Origin of the sequence: Vibrio penaeicida, from assembly GCF_002933855.1 — a bacterium.
Lineage (GTDB): Bacteria > Pseudomonadota > Gammaproteobacteria > Enterobacterales > Vibrionaceae > Vibrio > Vibrio penaeicida_A.
Window position 1 is genome coordinate 54,461 of sequence record NZ_BFAQ01000021.1, and the last position, 15,735, is coordinate 70,195.

A 15,735-nucleotide genomic window follows, 5' to 3' on the forward strand; every position below is an offset into this window, starting at 1 on the left:
AAGCAATTCTGCAAACTAGCACGGGCACGTCTCTAATTTGCGTTCGGAGTGGGTGACCACATATAGACTGGACGATATTCGGCAGGTGACAACGAGTCTACGACGATTTCTTTTGGTACATCCCCTGCGGTAAGCGGCTCGATTATAGGAACGTATACCGAATTATAGGCTTGCCCTCGAAGGAAGTACGTGGCTTGCATGATGGATGTTTTTCCTTGTAGAACCATTTTATCAGTAGGGGCGAATTCGACTCTACCTCGCCTTAAACCTCGATAAATTCCGTGGCTCAAATACGTTGCAACCAATTTAACGTCCTTACGCTCGGCAATACGAACCTCACTGATTGCCGCTTCAATCGCGACAGCACTGCCGACGATGTATTCAATGTCAGTTGCTTCTAATACATGTTGCACTAAGTTACGTTGTAACTCTTTATCGTTGTCTTCCCACATTGATACGGCAACCTCGACATCGCTTTCTTTAATTGCGTCAAGGAAACCTTGCTCAACGGGCTTTGTTCCGCCTCTTTGCTTAGGGCCCGGAAGCCAAGCAATGCGAACTTTTCCGCTGCCTTTAGGGTGCATGCCTTTTAAGTAATTACCGGTCTCGTAACCCATGTTGTACCAATTCACACCAACGTATCCGTGTACTGAGTTTTTTGTTTCAGCATTCGTATTGAGTTGGTTTACTGTTTGAAATACGGGAATTCCTTGAACCAAGAGGCTGAGATTGTTTTGGTATGCGCTTGGTGAGACCGTGCCCAATATGATGGCTTGAGCGCCCCAAGAACGGCATTCTTGAATCTGCTGCGTTTGGCGCGCGATATTAGGGTAGCCGCCAGACTCCAGTACCTTTAATTCGACTTGTTGTTTCTTCGCTTCTTCAACCATGCCATAGTTAACGGAAAGCCAGTACGAATCTTTTAGGTGAGGGTAAATTGCACAGATTTTTTCTGCAGCCGTATTTTTTTCCACAGACACAGTTTTTTCCATAGCCGTATCTTTTTCCATAGCCAAAGCGGGAAAAGCAGATAAGATCAAACTTCCAGAGACTAAGATAGAGTAGTGTATGGCGCGTATAGGCAATGACGTTGAAAAATGTGTGAGTGTTTTAGGCATGACGGTTAGCATCTACTGGTTAATCACGGCAAAATATAACTGAATACCGCTTATTGCGGTAGCTTGAGTATATACACAATGTTTACCGTTGAATTCTATTTTTTCGCTTGAGGCAACTATGCTGTTATCCCCCTCGAGTATAGGCAGCAAGCTTTTATACTCCTTTATCGCGATCGCATCGCTGATGGTTATGGCGTCTGTTATCGGTATTGCTGGCTTTTCGCTCGTTGCTAAAACGGAGAGGCAGGTAACTAATAACGCGATCCCAGCCATGTTAGAAGCGCGTCAGGTGTCGGAGCTAAGTTCCCGTATCGTGTATTCCGCACAGCTGCTCTCTAATTCAGAGAACTCAGAGGAAGTGAAGCGGTATGGTCAAATGTTGTTCTCTGAGCTTAATCAACTCCTTTCTCATATCAAGTTACTCGGCTCTGATTCGTTTGATAACACCTTACTGGATCGCTTAGAGTTTAATGTTCAAAGCATTATAGATAATCTTGCGGAGCTGGGGCTTTCCGTTGAGAAACGCTTAAAGCTTACGCAAGAGATAGGGCATTCAGTGGAATTAATGCGCTTGAAAGCCAGTGAGCTTGAAGGCTTAGCTCGTACACAGGTATTGAATTCAAGCACAGTAGCTGTTGCCAATATTGCTCATGTTTATGACCTGCTCGAAAACAACGATTCCGAATTGGCTTATAAGGCGCTGGATACCTTAGTTGAAGTGGATATGGATCTGACGGAAAGGCTGCATGAGCTTCATTTATTGGCTTATCGCTTACTCACCCAGATTGAAGAAGTAAAAAGCGTTACGGTTTTCCCTCGTATCCAAGAATTGAAAACCCAGTTCGATTCCAACCTAACTATCATGGAACGTCGAGTTCGATCGGTAGAAGATCCAACTCGCTCCGTGAAAATGAGCGCTCTGATTGATGACCTTCAAGCCAGTAATCAGATCTTTGAACTGCTTATGCAAAGGCACCAAAATGAAGAACTCGCAAACGGTTTGAACGCCAAGACTCATGAGTTATTTGCGCAGCTAAACAATATTGTGAATCAGTTAGTGGATTCTTCCAATAAGAGTTCTTCGATAGCTATTGCCAATGTATCTCAAACGCTCACTATGGCACAGTGGACTTTGATTTTACTCTCGATTTTGGGTCTATCAATCGTTGGGATCATCATTTGGAAAGTGGTTTATCAATCTGTGGTTGTGCGTTTAAATCAATACTCATCAGCGTTATTTTCTGTCGCTGAAGGACGCCTTGATATAGAGATGAAAGTACACGGGCAGGATGAACTGGCAGATATGGGGCGGGCAATATTGGTTGCTCGTGATACCGCCCAAACGCTCAAAGTGGTTGCAGAGGGAGAAGCGCAAGCCAAACAGGAATTAGAACGACACAAAGAGCACCTTGAAGAAATTGTTGACCGTCGCACCGTAGAACTAAAAAACACCAACCAAAAACTCAACCTCGAAGTACTCAACCATGCCAAAGCGAGAAATGAAGCAGAGCGAGCCAATCGTGCGAAATCGGCATTTCTTGCCACCATTAGCCATGAGATCAGAACGCCTCTAAATGGCGTACTTGGCACAGCAAGCCTGCTTAAAGAAACCCCCCTTACCGATGAGCAGCATCGTTACACAGATATCATTGATCGCAGTGGTACGAGCTTGTTAAGCATTATTAACGATGTGTTGGATTACTCAAAAATTGAAGCAGGGCATTTAAAAGTAGTGCCAAGAAACTTTGATTTGGTGAGCTTGGTGGGCGACGTCACTCAAATGTTGTCTAGCCGAGCAATGGAAAAAGGATTGCAATTCTATCAAGAAGTACAAACGGACATTGGTCGTTATTTCATCGGTGATTCGGTAAGGATCTGCCAAGTTCTGACCAACTTAGTTGGAAACGCCGTTAAGTTTACCCAAGAAGGTGAAATTGATATTTACGTTGGTCGAGACAAACAATTTCCTGATCAGATCTATTTTGAAATTTCGGATACAGGTATCGGGATTGAAAAATCGTCTCTAGATACTTTATTTGATGCATTCACCCAAGCGTCTGGAGGGGAAAACCTGGTAGGTGGAACAGGTTTAGGCTTAGCCATCAGCAAGAAGCTGGTAGAAGCCATGGGTGGAGAAATTGGCCTGCATTCAGAACTGCACGAAGGAAGCCGGTTTTGGTTTCGTTTGCCCCTTGAAATTGGCAGTGAAGAATGCGAAGTCGAAGAGGTTCCCATTTCTTTGAATACGAGACAAGCCAAGGTGCTATTGGTGGAAGACAATCCAGTAAACTGTGTGGTTGCAGAAGGGTTTTTACAACACTTAGGGCATGATGTTGTTACTGTGATGACTGGCTTGGAAGCAGAGCAAAGAATACGGCTCGAAGCTTTTGATATTGTTTTGTTAGATATTAATTTGCCAGATTGCAATGGTGTTGATTTACTCGAACGGCTAAGAAATATCGAACGGGAAAAATCTGCGATTTTAGGTGGCAAGCTTATGCCAATGATAGCGGTGTCTGCTCATGTGTTTGATGAAGAGGTGACGGAATATCTAGCGGCGGGTTTTGATGCCTTTATCCCCAAACCAATAGAAAGAGAATTGCTTGCTATTACGTTAGCTAAAATGCTCGATGACGAAGAACCTTCTGAAAGTCTTCCAAAGTCTAACGTGCGTGCCTCTAGTGATGATAAGGGGAGCCTTAATAAACAAGATCAAGGTTCCGTCGTTGCCACTCAAGACTGCGCTATAGGTGAACGAGGTGGAGATATTTCTGCATTGATTAACGAAAACATATTGAAGCAAGATGTCAAAGTACTCGGAAAGCCAAAAGTGCAGGAGTTAATCACTGTATTTGAGCGCTCATCAACCGAGGAATGGGCGAATATCATTAATGCAATACAAGCGCGAGACCAAGAAAAAGTAGCGTCTATCGCCCACAAGCTAAAAGGTTCTGCATCCAGCATGGGGCTGATTGCTCTGCGAAAGGAACTCGAACAAATAGAAATATCCAATTCACCGATAGAGCGCTTTGAAGCCAAACGTGTCGAACTGGAGTCAATATTTTCGACGTCATTGGCAGCATTGAAAGCTCTAGACCTGTAAGCATAGGGCTTTTAAAAGAAACAAGGGAAGCATAGGAAGTAAATTAGATAGACATTAAAAACCCCGGAGCTTGCTAACCGGGGTTTTGATAAATGGCTACTATCGCCATTTGTTTGTATCGTTTGGACAATGCGCATGGGGTAACTAACCCTAATCGTCGGTTAAGAACGAACCACTTAACGCATAGGGATCTTCTTCCATTCCAAAAGCAATTCGACCTCTTAACTGTTCCAGTTCATTTTCTAGCAAGTACATTTGGTCGAAATTTCCTTCAGAACATGCGATGAAAATCTGTTGTTCCAAGTCTTCAATTTTGTCTTGAATACCCATGTTAAATCCCCCCACTATGGAATGATTCTCAGAGCGAATAACCCGAACAAAAAGGGTGATTCTCAAACGGATTATAGACAACGATTTCCGTTTGGATCATAAGATCTTGCCTTAGACTAAAATTGAGAAAGGTACAAACCAATAACTTACAGACGGCAACTTATAAAATTTGACCAATAACCAGCGACTTATAAACTTGAAAAAAATGCCAATTATTTTGAATTTTTTCTGGGGAAATTTACGTAACAAACTTCTGCGTTTACCCCTAACTTCTGAAATGCCTGTAACCAACGAATTTGGTTTTGCTGCAGTTTATCCCCAGGTCCTTTTACTTCGATAAACTTAAACTGATTGCCTTTAAACGCGACTAAGTCGGGTTGCCCTGCACGGAAATTCCGCATGTCGGACAATATCACTTTAAACAGTTCGGCTAACTTTTCTTTGGGTAATGCGCGTTCTGCAAGTTGGATATGTTCTAGTGCAAACAATTCCCAAATCACGTAGGGGTTAGCTTTTCCTTGCTTTTCTATATAACGTTTTTCTAGGGCTTCGTAGCCATCGTTCAAAAATTCTTTGAAAGAGCGGTCTAATTCAATCGCTCTCATTTGCGAAAACTCTGGACGATAAAGATCCAATGGTCGATATTGATAAGCATGGTTGAACGCACCTTGCACCGACGCAAAAATACAATCCCAGAAAGCCAACCCAAATAACCCATTTAAAAAACCGTTTTCGAGATAAAATACATCCCAGCCTTCACGGCAAAAGTGCTGTTGAGAGGCAATCTCGACCCTATCTTGTGACAAATCCAATTCGATGAAAACTTCCTCAAACACTGGTTTTTTTTGTGCCTTGGCGGTGTGCCCAAGCTTTCTAAGTAACTTGCGCTCTATTCGCTGAGCCACTTCCTTTTCATCGACATCATACGGAGATTCAATCATCTCTCTCACAAGTTGTAATGCGTGTTCGTTTTTATCTTGCTTCTCCCATATGCGGGCTCGTCGCTCTCGGCTAGGGGGAAGGGTGTTTTTGTTGAACCAGTCAATAGCAGAATCGTATTGCTCAAAGCGCTCTAAATCGCGTGCCAGTTTATTAACTAAGTGAGATCGTTTTTTGTTGATATCACTGTGTGCAATGGCTGGTGGGAGATCACGCAACCAATGATTGACTTGTTCTAGCGTCGGTTTACGCTGTTCATAATATTGATTACTGAGCTCTCCGATTTGGAGCAATAAATCCAGCTCATCGCGGTGGTTAAAGTAGCGAAGCTCGCGGTCAATTTTGTAGCTTTCGAATTGACTAAGACCAAGATCGGACAATACAAATTGAGTGAAATCTTGGTGGGTATTGGTGAAAAACAGCGCTGTAAAAATAGGCATCAAATTGGCGTGAAGCAGTTGAATGCAGGAAAATTGAAGTTGCCCTGTGTTTAGTTCTTCTTCTGGTAGTGTGGCTACGATGGTTGATTTCGGGAGTGATTTACCCATCGAAGGGAAGAGAGTCGTGATTTCAGGTTTCGTGAGTAGTTCATGCGCAAGCGTTTTTGCGCTAAGGGTAGCAGGTACCTGTATAAGGTTTTTCTGTTCGAGTTCAATCAAGCTCGCTTGAATATCTTCTATTTCTTCGTAAACGAGCTTATCGCTTCGGAACCATTCACCTTTACGAGATAGCATTCTTATAAGCAAACATTGAGGCGAAACGTTTAGCGATTGGAATCGATTGATCCAGAGTAATTCGTCTTCCGATAAAAGGTCGCCATAGATGCCAAGCGCGTGGTCGAGTAGAAGCTGAAAGTTTTTGTGGTAATAGTCTGGTGCGAGTTCGGGAGTAGGGTGCATTAAAATACATATAAACAAAAAGAGCCTACCCCTGAGGGTAAGCTCTTTTAGAGAAAATGTTCAATAAGATTTAAGCAGAAGCTTTAAGTGACTCTGCTTTCTCTTCAGTGATTGGCTTGGTAACCAGTGCAAGTACAACACAAACGCCCATCATGACTGCTGAGATGGTGTAAGCCAACCCAAATCCAGTGCCATTCGCCATTGAGTAGCCAACAACCGCGGCACCAATTGCACCACCGATACCCCAAGACGTATAAAGTACACCATAGTTAGTACCATAGTTCTTAAGACCATAGTATTCCGCAGTAATAGATGGGAATACAGCAAGCAACGTACCGTAACCAACCGCAGCGATAGCTGTTCCGATGATCAATGTGAACTCAGAAGTGAACGTCGCAAACAGAACCATGTTAATGCCCTGAAGAACGAACGCTAAAAGAAGCGTGCGCACGCCACCGATTTTGTCTGAAAGTATACCGGCTGCAACACGACCGCCTGAGTTAAACACGGCAAGTATAGACGCTAGGTAAACCGCGTTAGGCAGGTTTGCTTGAACGCTCGCAATGTTTGTAATGTTACCGATGATCATCAAACCAGCTGATGCGGCGAACGCGTACATGATCCATAAGGAGTAGAACTGAGGCGTTTTTAGCATGTCACGCCAAGTGATGTCGGTTGGAGTTTTGGTGACGACAGGGGCTTTACCTGCTTTCACTTTTGGTGCTTCTGGTGTGTAACCTGCTGGAGGGTTATTGATTGTACAAGCCAGTGGAACTGCAATAATCAATACACCAATACCCAAGATCATAAAGCTCGAGTTAATCCCGTAAGAAGAAATAAGTGCTGATGTCACTGGGGCTAGGTAAACCGCAGCCAAACCAAAACCTGCAGCGATCAAGCCATTTACTAAACCTTTCTTAGAAGAATGGAACCACTTCATTGCAGAAGGAGAAAGGCAAGCGTAGCCAAAACCAATACCAGCACCGGTGATTACGCCGAAAGTAATATTCAACATAAGAACGGAATCCGCAAAGCTTGAACCTATCATGCCAAGACCGGTAAGTGTTGTGCCCAAAATAAGAATATTTCGTGGACCCATTCGGTCCTGAAGTACGCCAGCAACAAGAAGACAGATAGAAAAAGTAATCGTGGCGATTGCGTAAGGCTGCGATGCGTCGGAAGCGCTCCAACCAAAGTCACTTACTAATGCTTTGTTAAAAACACTCCAGGCGTACAGAATACCTAGGCAAAGGTTGATACAGAATCCAGCCAGTAGAATTCGCATCGCTCTATCGATTTTTTTCATTTCTTATCTCAATCCACCCGTGAGGGTTTGTTAGGTTCTAAAATATTTTTTGTCTTTATCAAAAAAAGACACAAGAGGTGCGCGCGGATTATAAACAATCCCGATGTGATTGGAATCCCTTTTTCAACATAAATTCGGAATAATTTCGGGATCAGAGTTTCATTAGTTAGGAGTAGGTATTGACAGTGTTGGAAGAATGTTAATGAAAGGTTGAATTAGCTGTAAAAGTCGTTGTCTGTGGTGACGATGCAATTTTTACCCAATCTTTTCGCTTCATACAATGCGCGGTCTGCTCGTTGGATCATCGCGTTGTAATTTGAGTCTTCGTCACTAGAACAAGCAACGCCAAATGATGCTGTAGTGGCCTCTTTAAATCCCCATTTGTTAACCTCAGATCTTATTGCCTGAGCGTAGCAAAGGGCTTGTTCGTATTTATAGTCACTCATGCAAACAATGAATTCTTCGCCTCCCCATCGTGCGCTAAATGCTTGGTCGCCTAATATTTCGTTCAAAACAGCAGCAAATGCCTTGAGCGCCTTATCTCCACCGGAATGGCCATATCTATCGTTGACCGACTTAAAATCGTCCAAATCAATCAAAATACAGCTCATCGATTGGTCGAGGGAATAACGATTTTCTAAAGTTGTTGTCATGAATCGACGGTTATGAAGCCCTGTGAGAGAGTCGTGATTTGCCTGATAGGTGAGTTTTTCTTCCAAAAAGAGTTGCTCGGTAACATCAAGCACCGAAACTTGTACGGCGGGTTGACCATCCCAATCAATTAAGCGCTCGGAGAGCTTAAAATAAGCGGAGGAACCGTCTAATCGTGTGTTTCTAACCGTGACGTTTTGGCTTGTCTTTTCTCCATCGAGCAACATTTGATATCGAGACAGAGCAACCTCTTGGTAATTATCAGGTATATGATCGAGAACGGAAGCCGTCTTCGTAAAAGATTCGACATCAGAGTAGCCCAGCATTTTCACGTAGGTTTGATTGACTAATAGCGGTTCAAAATCGCGATGAACAAGTATGCCTTGTAGTGAACCTTCTACCAATTCGCGGTAGCGCCTTTCGTTTTCACGGAGCTGTATTAACGCTTCTTCCTGAGCCGACATATCAATGACGGTCACTTGTAAAGCAGGTTTTCCTTCCCATTCGATAACATGATCAATTGCAAGGACTGAAAACTCTCTGCCATTCCTATCGATATTAATAGAGGAGTGCATTCTTGGTCTCTGTTGATCAGTCAAAATCATTCGATAAGTATTGATGGCTTCTTCATGATCACAAGGCGCGATGAGATCGAGCAAGCTACTTAACTTATAGATTTCATCTACCGTGCTAAAACCGTAGATATTGGCAAAAGCTAAATCGACGTAGAGCGCTTTGAAGTTGCGCTGAATAACAACGCCATAAGTACTATCGAACAAAGTAGGACTCTAATGGTTGTGAAAATTAAATGGTAACTCACAACTAAGGGTGGGACGTGATGATCGAGCTCTCGAAAATAGAATTTTCATTGCTTTAGTGATGAGAATTTGGAATGTTAATTTTGTGTGAATTTATTTTTATTAAACTGCATTTCAATAGAAAAATCAGGCCTTGCAAGTGTAAGTAAATGTTTCTGGTGTTAAGCATTTGTAAATACGTGTTTATGTAAGAAAAAAATCCACGTTATGTAACACTTTTTTACTTGAAATTGTGCGATAAATGCGCAAAATGACGCTGAAAACTAAGATTTCGATAATGAAAGGACGCATTCCCTTAATTTAGGTAATGGTGAACATATGAAACTGATTTTAATATTGCTAGCTTCTGTATCTGCGGGTGTTGCTTCTGCGGATCACTTTCATTCTTTCATGCTAGGGCTTGCTGTTTCAGCGTTGGCTGTTGGTAGCTGCTACTGGTTTTGTTTCCGTAGTACTCGCTTCCCTGCATTGGCAGTGGTGCTTTTACTTTGCGGCATGCTTTCTAAGCTCACCATCACTGTTTCTGGTGTAATGATTGGTGTGAATGAAGGCTTAATGACTTCTCCTTTAGTGTTTTCATTAACCTATCTTTACTTCTCTATTGTTATTACTTATTTGTGGTTCAGCTATCGCCAAAGCGTTACAGAAGTTCCTAAGAAACTCGTTGCGACAAAAGCTTAGATTGCAATATTGGTAACGCTCGAATCGTTGCCAAACAAAAGAATTAATGAAAGGCCTTCCTAAACGGAAGGCCTTTTTGCATTTGCAAAAAAATGAACTGATATCGTAAATCGAGAACTAAACGTGATAAAACTGCGATATTGGCAAAATATGATTAATAATTAATCGGTTACACAATATGCCGTTCCTTAGCTTATTTATATCCTATATTGTATATAGAAGTGGTGGGAATCTTGCGCTGATTTTCTCTTTAGATGTGTTAAAGTTCACCATTCTGTTTAAAGATGCCCAAGTAAAAATTTAGTGAAAAAAGTACTATGGTTTGGGTATAAGCAATTATTTTTAAGTATGTATTTCATACGCGACCTATGGTGAATCAATGTCATTTCCAATTCTTATCTGTGACGACTCCGCATTAGCCCGTAAACAGATGGCACGTTCACTTCCTGCTTCGCTTGGGGCAGATATAACTTTTGCTGTTCATGGACTCGATGCATTAGAACAACTTCAAACGCGTGAATTCAAACTGATGTTTCTCGACCTGACCATGCCAGAACTGGATGGATACGGTACGCTTGAAGAGATTGGGAAACGCGGAATAGACATTAAAGTGGTAGTGGTATCGGGGGATATCCAGCCTAAAGCAAAAGAAAAAGTGATGTCTTTAGGGGCAAAAGCTTTTTTGCAAAAACCGATTAACAAAGACGATTTAAAAGAAATACTCAAATCGCTTATTGAGCCAGCCACACAACCACAAACTTACATGCCCTCAGCGGTTGAGCTCCCTGTTCTTAAAAGGCGCGACATATACATGGAAGTGGCCAACGTTGCGATTGGTCGTGCGGCTGATGCGCTTGCCCGCCATTTCGATGTGTTTGTACACCTACCATTGCCCAATGTGAATATTTTTGAAGTCAGCGAGTTGCACATGGCTCTACGCGATTTGGCTGATAACGACCAAGTGTCGGGGGTTTGCCAAGGGTTTAGTGGTGAAGGGATTGCAGGAGAGGCGCTTGTTCTACTTAGTGATTCTTCGGTAACCGACATCAACAAACTTATGCAATTACCAGCCGATAATGAGCATGAAGAACTTGAGTTGTTAATGGACGTATCCAACATTCTGGTTGGGTCGTTCCTAAATGGATTAGGAGAGCAATCTGAAGTGCGCTTCTTCCAAAGTTCTCCTGTTTTGTTGGGGCAGCACATCCCAATCGATTCAATTATTCAATCCACGTCTGGATCGTTCACCAAAACCATGACCTTCGAAGTAAGCTACAACATAGATGGCACGAATATTAACTGTGACTTGTTATTTATGTTTGTAGATGAATCTCTTCCTTTGTTGGATAACAAATTAGCTTACTTAATGGAGGATGATCTGTAATGCTGAATCTACCTGCAGAATTCGAACAGTTCCACTGGATGGTGGACATAGTGCAAAACGCAGAAATGGGGTTAGTGGTACTGGATAGTGAATACAACATTCAGGTTTGGAATGGCTTTATGACCCACCACAGTGGAAAGCAAGCGCACGAAGCCATTGGTAAATCTTTGTTTGAAGTGTTCCCTGAAATCCCTAGAGAATGGTTTGTTCTTAAAGCCAAACCGGTATTCAATATGGGCTGCCGTAGCTTTATCACATGGCGCCAACGACCTTACTTGTTCCGTTGCCGTAACGTTCGCCCAATCACTCAGCAAGCAGAGTTTATGTATCAAAACGTCACTCTTAACCCAATGCGAACACCAACAGGGCAGGTTAAGTCGATGTTTTTATCGATTCAAGATGCAACGGCAGAAGCGGTTATTGCAGGCGAAACAGAAAATACGCAATGACCGATATCAGCATACAAAATTAGCCATTAAAAAATACAGCCCGATAATGCATGACTATCGGGCTTTCTTTTATGCGGCAAGCCATAGGGCTGCGTTTCTGTGCAAAGTACTTAGGTGTAACGTACCTAGGTGTAAAGATTTATTGGCTACTAAGTCACTTATGAAGCAACTTCATTTATGCTGCTGCCATTTTTTATTACGTCCGTAATGTTTTGTAGTGTTACCGAAGCGATACTACTTAGGGCGTCTTCTGTTAAGAATGCTTGATGCCCAGTAAAGATCACATTGTGACAAGCGGACAATCTTCTAAACACATCGTCGACGATCACATCACTCGATTTATCTTGGAAGAACAACTCCTTCTCGTTGTCGTAAACATCTAACCCGAGTGCCCCTATCTTACCTGACTTAAGTGCCTCAATCGCGGCAGCGGAATCCAGCAAGTCGCCACGACTGGTGTTAACAATCATGACACCGTCTTTCATTTGGGCAAATGCATCAGCGTTCAACATGTTTTTGTTTTCTGGGGTAGAAGGGCAGTGCAGGCTAATGACATCCGCATGTTTATAGACATCCTCTAACGCGCAATACTTTACGCCTAAATCGATAGCTTGAGGGTTTTGGTAAGGATCGAAGCACAAAATTTCCATCCCTAACCCTTTTAAAATACGCATGGTTGCCAAACCAATTTTACCCGAGCCGACAATACCTGCGGTTTTACCGTGAAAGTTAAAGCCGACCAAGCCTTCAAGGTTGAAGTTAGCGTCTCGCGTGCGTTGGTATGCTTTATGGTATTTTCGGTTAAGGCAAAGCATCAACCCCACAGCGTGCTCGGCAATAGATTCCGGTGAATACGCTGGTACGCGTACTACCTTAATATTCAATTCTTGAGCTGCATTAAGATCCACACGATCAAACCCAGCACACCTCATAGCTACAATCTTCACTCCAATATTGGCAAGCTGTTCTAATACTGGTTGAGATAAATCGTCATTCACAAATGCGCAAACCACTTCACAGCCAGAGGCCAAACGAGCAGTTTGCTCAGTTAATCGGAAGTCATGAAACTCAAAAGCATAAGAATAATGCTCGTTTTCGTGATTAAAACTTCGCTCGTCGTAAGACTTTGAACTAAAAAATGCGATCTTAAGCATGACTATACTCCTCAATATAGAGTTACTTATTAGTATAAGTGCTATTGATACGCGTGATTGAAAGAAAAATAAACCCCAAATTTACTGAGCGTTAACTGGTTGTTATTAAAGAGGTTGTAGTATTGTCGAAGAGGTAAAAACCAGAAAAATGAATAGGATAAAACGCAAAAAGGTAGGGTTTTGAGTATGATTTCTTCGGTAAGGTAACACAAAAAAATTACAATTATTAGTCTTGTCAGGAATCTTTAAGTGCCTATAATGCTGAAAACCGGAGCGTCTGCCAACGCTCCGGTTTTTTTGTGTCCGAAAAACGTGAAACTCTTCTGCCAAAGAGATTCGCGCTTGAAAGCAGGCCTGCCAGCCAACTTTCTACGGGCATGCAATACACAGTTAAAGGAAATTGCATACCATGCGTATCGAACAAGAACTCAAGTTAGGTTTTAAAGATGTTCTGTTTCGCCCGAAACGTTCTACCCTGAAAAGCCGTTCCCAAGTAAATTTAACCCGCGAGTTTACATTCAAGCACAGCGGTCGTCAATGGTCGGGTGTCCCTGTCATTGCAGCGAACATGGATTCAGTCGGCAGTTTTGAAATGGCGAAAGCCCTTGCCGAAAATGGTGTAATGACGGCAATTCACAAGCACTACACCACAAATGATTGGGCGGAGTTTGTTAAAATCGCTGATAAAAGCGTGTTGAATAATGTCATGGTGAGTACTGGTACATCTGATGCTGACTTCCAGAAAACCCAAGATATTCTTGCCCTAAGCGACGAACTCATTTTTATCTGCATCGACATAGCCAATGGTTACTCTGAGCACTTGTGTGAATACGTTTCTAAAGTGCGCGACGCATTTCCAGATAAAGTGATTTCTGCTGGTAATGTTGTCACTGGCGATATGACGGAAGAACTGATTCTCGCAGGTGCGGACATAGTTAAAGTAGGTATTGGCCCTGGCTCAGTATGTACGACACGCGTAAAAACGGGTGTAGGTTACCCGCAACTCTCAGCCATTATTGAGTGTGGCGATGCTGCACACGGTCTGGGCGGTACGATTATTGGTGATGGCGGCTGTTCTTGTGCGGGTGACGTGTCTAAAGCATTTGGTGGCGGTGCAGATTTCGTCATGCTTGGTGGCATGTTAGCTGGTCATGAAGAGTCGGGTGGGGAGCTACTTGAAAAAGACGGAAAAATGTACATGAAGTTTTATGGCATGTCTTCCCAATCCGCTATGGATAAGCACTCCGGCGGCGTCGCTAAGTATCGCGCTGCAGAAGGTAAAACCGTTTTATTGCCGTTCCGTGGTCCGGTTGAAAACACCATTCAAGATATTCTAGGCGGCGTACGCTCAACCTGCACGTATGTAGGTGCAGCCAAACTAAAAGAACTGACCAAGCGCACCACATTTATCCGAGTTCAAGAGCAAGAAAATAACGTCTACGGCAAAGAATAAGCTTACGTTTTTTTCTTAGTAATAAATGAAAGAGCCGCTCTTAAAAGGAGCGGTTTTTTATTGGAGAGGATATTACCAGTACTATTGCGGTAACAAGCCTCGTAACTATTTTATAATGATCTTGCAGTTAACTTTTGAATGACTTGTAGCCAGTTAATACGCCGAAAAATGGTAATTTGTTGTTAAGTCGGTAGAATGTTTCGGTTGAGTTTTTTTGAGTGATTTGAATGACAGTTAAAGCGATAGATTTGTTTGCCGGCGCCGGTGGTTTTACACTTTCTGCTATAGATTCAGGAGTGGATGTGCTTGCAGCTATCGAGTTTGATAAAGCAGCTGCCAATACGTACAAAAAAAACTTCATCGATACACGAAAGTTAGACATTGATTTAAGAGCGGGTCCAGAGGTTGGCGATATAAATAATGTTCAGCCATTAGAACTTAGGGAGTCACTTGAGTTAGAAAAGGGTGAGCTTGACTTGATTCTTGGAGGCCCTCCATGCCAAGGTTTCTCAACTCATCGTATTAATGATGCTGGTGTTCACGATCCGCGAAACCTTCTTTTATTAAGATACTTTAAGTATGTAGAAGAATTTCAACCTAAGGCATTTTTGGTTGAAAACGTTGTTGGCTTATTTTGGAAGCGCCATAAGGATTATTTGAAACGGTTTCTAAAGCTTGCAAAAAAGCACGGTTACGTTATCAAGTTTTGTGATGTACTCAATGCAAAGGATTACGGCGTTCCTCAGAACCGAAAACGCGCTTTTATATTAGGTGTGAGGAAAGGCTGTTTTGACAAAAACTTCCAATTCCCACCTGACGCTACTCACTTTTCGCCTGCCTCTGGTAAGACACCACATTGGGAAACAGCCTCTAGCGTCTTTGAGAAGGTTCCTACTGAACTCTATGAGAAGTATTGGGGACACTACTTCAAAGAAAAAACTAAGCTTTCTCATGAACAAACGTTTGAATTGCTATCTTCTTTGAGTTGTGGGCGGCCTTTCAAAGCGAATGACATATGCGATATCCATATGAAGCCTTCCGATAAAATGGTGGTGAAGTTGAGTGATACGCCTTTAAATGGCAGCCGTGAAGACGCAGGCGAGAAACACAGATTAAAGTGCCACTCCAATGGATACAAAGGTCATAAAGATGTTTATGGTCGAATTTTTATTCACCTGCCAAGCAATACCATAACAACTGGATGTAACAACCCGTCCAAAGGTCGATTTGTTCATCCGTGGCTTAACCATGGTATGACGCTACGCCACGCTGCTAGACTGCAATCTTTCCCTGATTGGTTTGATTTCCACGGTAGTTCGACTGAAAAGGCTCGGCAAATCGGAAATGCAGTACCTCCATTACTCGGAAAAGTACTGATAAGTGATATATGCAGTAGATTGAAGTGATCAAAGTGCCTACAATGTTAGGCACTTTTTTTTATTTTTCAGTA

General features: G+C 42.6%; 12 protein-coding genes. 6 read left to right on the forward strand and 6 right to left on the reverse strand.

Features of this window, described 5'->3' with window-relative positions; all coding sequences use genetic code 11:
- Nucleotides 1–32 precede the first annotated feature (32 nt).
- Nucleotides 33–1,085, reverse strand: a complete 1,053-nt coding sequence (gene torT / locus VPNCDNU1_RS12325; RefSeq protein ID WP_371410792.1) for a TMAO reductase system periplasmic protein TorT — start codon at nt 1,083–1,085, stop codon at nt 33–35.
- A 151-nt stretch (nt 1,086–1,236) separates the two neighbouring features.
- On the opposite strand from torT, the gene torS reads away from it, so the two are divergent.
- Nucleotides 1,237–4,221 carry a TMAO reductase system sensor histidine kinase/response regulator TorS gene (gene torS, locus VPNCDNU1_RS12330; RefSeq protein WP_104400585.1) on the forward strand — a complete coding sequence of 995 codons (2,985 nt, stop codon included), beginning with the start codon at nt 1,237–1,239 and terminating at the stop codon, nt 4,219–4,221.
- 150 nt (nt 4,222–4,371) lie between these two features.
- On the opposite strand, the gene VPNCDNU1_RS12335 is transcribed toward torS, so the two are convergent.
- From VPNCDNU1_RS12335 to VPNCDNU1_RS12350, 4 genes are all read right to left on the reverse strand, one after another.
- Nucleotides 4,372–4,551 carry a hypothetical protein gene (locus VPNCDNU1_RS12335; RefSeq protein WP_101112949.1) on the reverse strand — a complete coding sequence of 60 codons (180 nt, stop codon included), beginning with the start codon at nt 4,549–4,551 and terminating at the stop codon, nt 4,372–4,374.
- 212 nt (nt 4,552–4,763) lie between these two features.
- Nucleotides 4,764–6,389 carry a VRR-NUC domain-containing protein gene (locus VPNCDNU1_RS12340; protein ID WP_104400586.1) on the reverse strand — a complete coding sequence of 542 codons (1,626 nt, stop codon included), beginning with the start codon at nt 6,387–6,389 and terminating at the stop codon, nt 4,764–4,766.
- 70 nt (nt 6,390–6,459) lie between these two features.
- Entirely contained in the window at nt 6,460–7,695 is a 1,236-nt protein-coding gene (locus VPNCDNU1_RS12345) for an L-lactate MFS transporter (RefSeq protein ID WP_104400587.1), read from the reverse strand.
- 215 nt (nt 7,696–7,910) lie between these two features.
- Nucleotides 7,911–9,125 carry a sensor domain-containing diguanylate cyclase gene (locus tag VPNCDNU1_RS12350; RefSeq protein WP_104400588.1) on the reverse strand — a complete coding sequence of 405 codons (1,215 nt, stop codon included), beginning with the start codon at nt 9,123–9,125 and terminating at the stop codon, nt 7,911–7,913.
- A gap of 357 nt (nt 9,126–9,482) precedes the next feature.
- On the opposite strand from VPNCDNU1_RS12350, the gene VPNCDNU1_RS12355 reads away from it, so the two are divergent.
- The 3 genes from VPNCDNU1_RS12355 (at nt 9,483) to VPNCDNU1_RS12365 (ending at nt 11,678) form a co-directional block, all read left to right on the forward strand.
- Entirely contained in the window at nt 9,483–9,845 is a 363-nt protein-coding gene (locus VPNCDNU1_RS12355; protein WP_104400589.1) for an NADH:ubiquinone oxidoreductase, read from the forward strand.
- A 379-nt stretch (nt 9,846–10,224) separates the two neighbouring features.
- Nucleotides 10,225–11,229: a response regulator gene (locus VPNCDNU1_RS12360; protein WP_104400590.1), complete on the forward strand. Its 1,005-nt coding sequence runs from the start codon at nt 10,225–10,227 to the stop codon at nt 11,227–11,229.
- On the forward strand, nt 11,229–11,678 hold the full coding sequence (locus VPNCDNU1_RS12365) for a PAS domain-containing protein (RefSeq protein ID WP_104400591.1): 450 nt from the start codon (nt 11,229–11,231) through the stop codon (nt 11,676–11,678). Before VPNCDNU1_RS12360 ends, VPNCDNU1_RS12365 begins: the two co-directional genes overlap by 1 nt.
- Before the next feature lie 158 nt (nt 11,679–11,836).
- Here VPNCDNU1_RS12365 and VPNCDNU1_RS12370 read toward each other — a convergent pair whose 3' ends face one another.
- Nucleotides 11,837–12,832: a 2-hydroxyacid dehydrogenase gene (locus VPNCDNU1_RS12370; RefSeq protein ID WP_104400592.1), complete on the reverse strand. Its 996-nt coding sequence runs from the start codon at nt 12,830–12,832 to the stop codon at nt 11,837–11,839.
- A 409-nt stretch (nt 12,833–13,241) separates the two neighbouring features.
- Between VPNCDNU1_RS12370 and VPNCDNU1_RS12375 the strand changes: the two genes are divergently transcribed.
- Together VPNCDNU1_RS12375 and VPNCDNU1_RS12380 are read left to right on the forward strand one after the other, a co-directional pair.
- Entirely contained in the window at nt 13,242–14,285 is a 1,044-nt protein-coding gene (locus VPNCDNU1_RS12375) for a GMP reductase (protein WP_104400593.1), read from the forward strand.
- A gap of 227 nt (nt 14,286–14,512) precedes the next feature.
- Nucleotides 14,513–15,691, forward strand: coding sequence for a DNA cytosine methyltransferase (locus tag VPNCDNU1_RS12380; RefSeq protein WP_104400594.1), 1,179 nt, complete (start codon nt 14,513–14,515; stop codon nt 15,689–15,691).
- Nucleotides 15,692–15,735: the final 44 nt, after the last annotated feature.

Bases quoted from the DNA above. Each gene is read 5' to 3' on its own strand.
- torS (WP_104400585.1), top strand. From the start codon at position 1,237: ATGCTGTTATCCCCCTCGAGTATAGGCAGCAAGCTTTTATACTCCTTT.
- VPNCDNU1_RS12335 (WP_101112949.1), bottom strand. From the start codon at position 4,551: ATGGGTATTCAAGACAAAATTGAAGACTTGGAACAACAGATTTTCATC.
- VPNCDNU1_RS12340 (WP_104400586.1), bottom strand. From the start codon at position 6,389: ATGCACCCTACTCCCGAACTCGCACCAGACTATTACCACAAAAACTTT.
- VPNCDNU1_RS12345 (WP_104400587.1), bottom strand. From the start codon at position 7,695: ATGAAAAAAATCGATAGAGCGATGCGAATTCTACTGGCTGGATTCTGT.
- VPNCDNU1_RS12355 (WP_104400589.1), top strand. From the start codon at position 9,483: ATGAAACTGATTTTAATATTGCTAGCTTCTGTATCTGCGGGTGTTGCT.
- VPNCDNU1_RS12360 (WP_104400590.1), top strand. From the start codon at position 10,225: ATGTCATTTCCAATTCTTATCTGTGACGACTCCGCATTAGCCCGTAAA.
- VPNCDNU1_RS12365 (WP_104400591.1), top strand. From the start codon at position 11,229: ATGCTGAATCTACCTGCAGAATTCGAACAGTTCCACTGGATGGTGGAC.
- VPNCDNU1_RS12370 (WP_104400592.1), bottom strand. From the start codon at position 12,832: ATGCTTAAGATCGCATTTTTTAGTTCAAAGTCTTACGACGAGCGAAGT.
- VPNCDNU1_RS12375 (WP_104400593.1), top strand. From the start codon at position 13,242: ATGCGTATCGAACAAGAACTCAAGTTAGGTTTTAAAGATGTTCTGTTT.
- VPNCDNU1_RS12380 (WP_104400594.1), top strand. From the start codon at position 14,513: ATGACAGTTAAAGCGATAGATTTGTTTGCCGGCGCCGGTGGTTTTACA.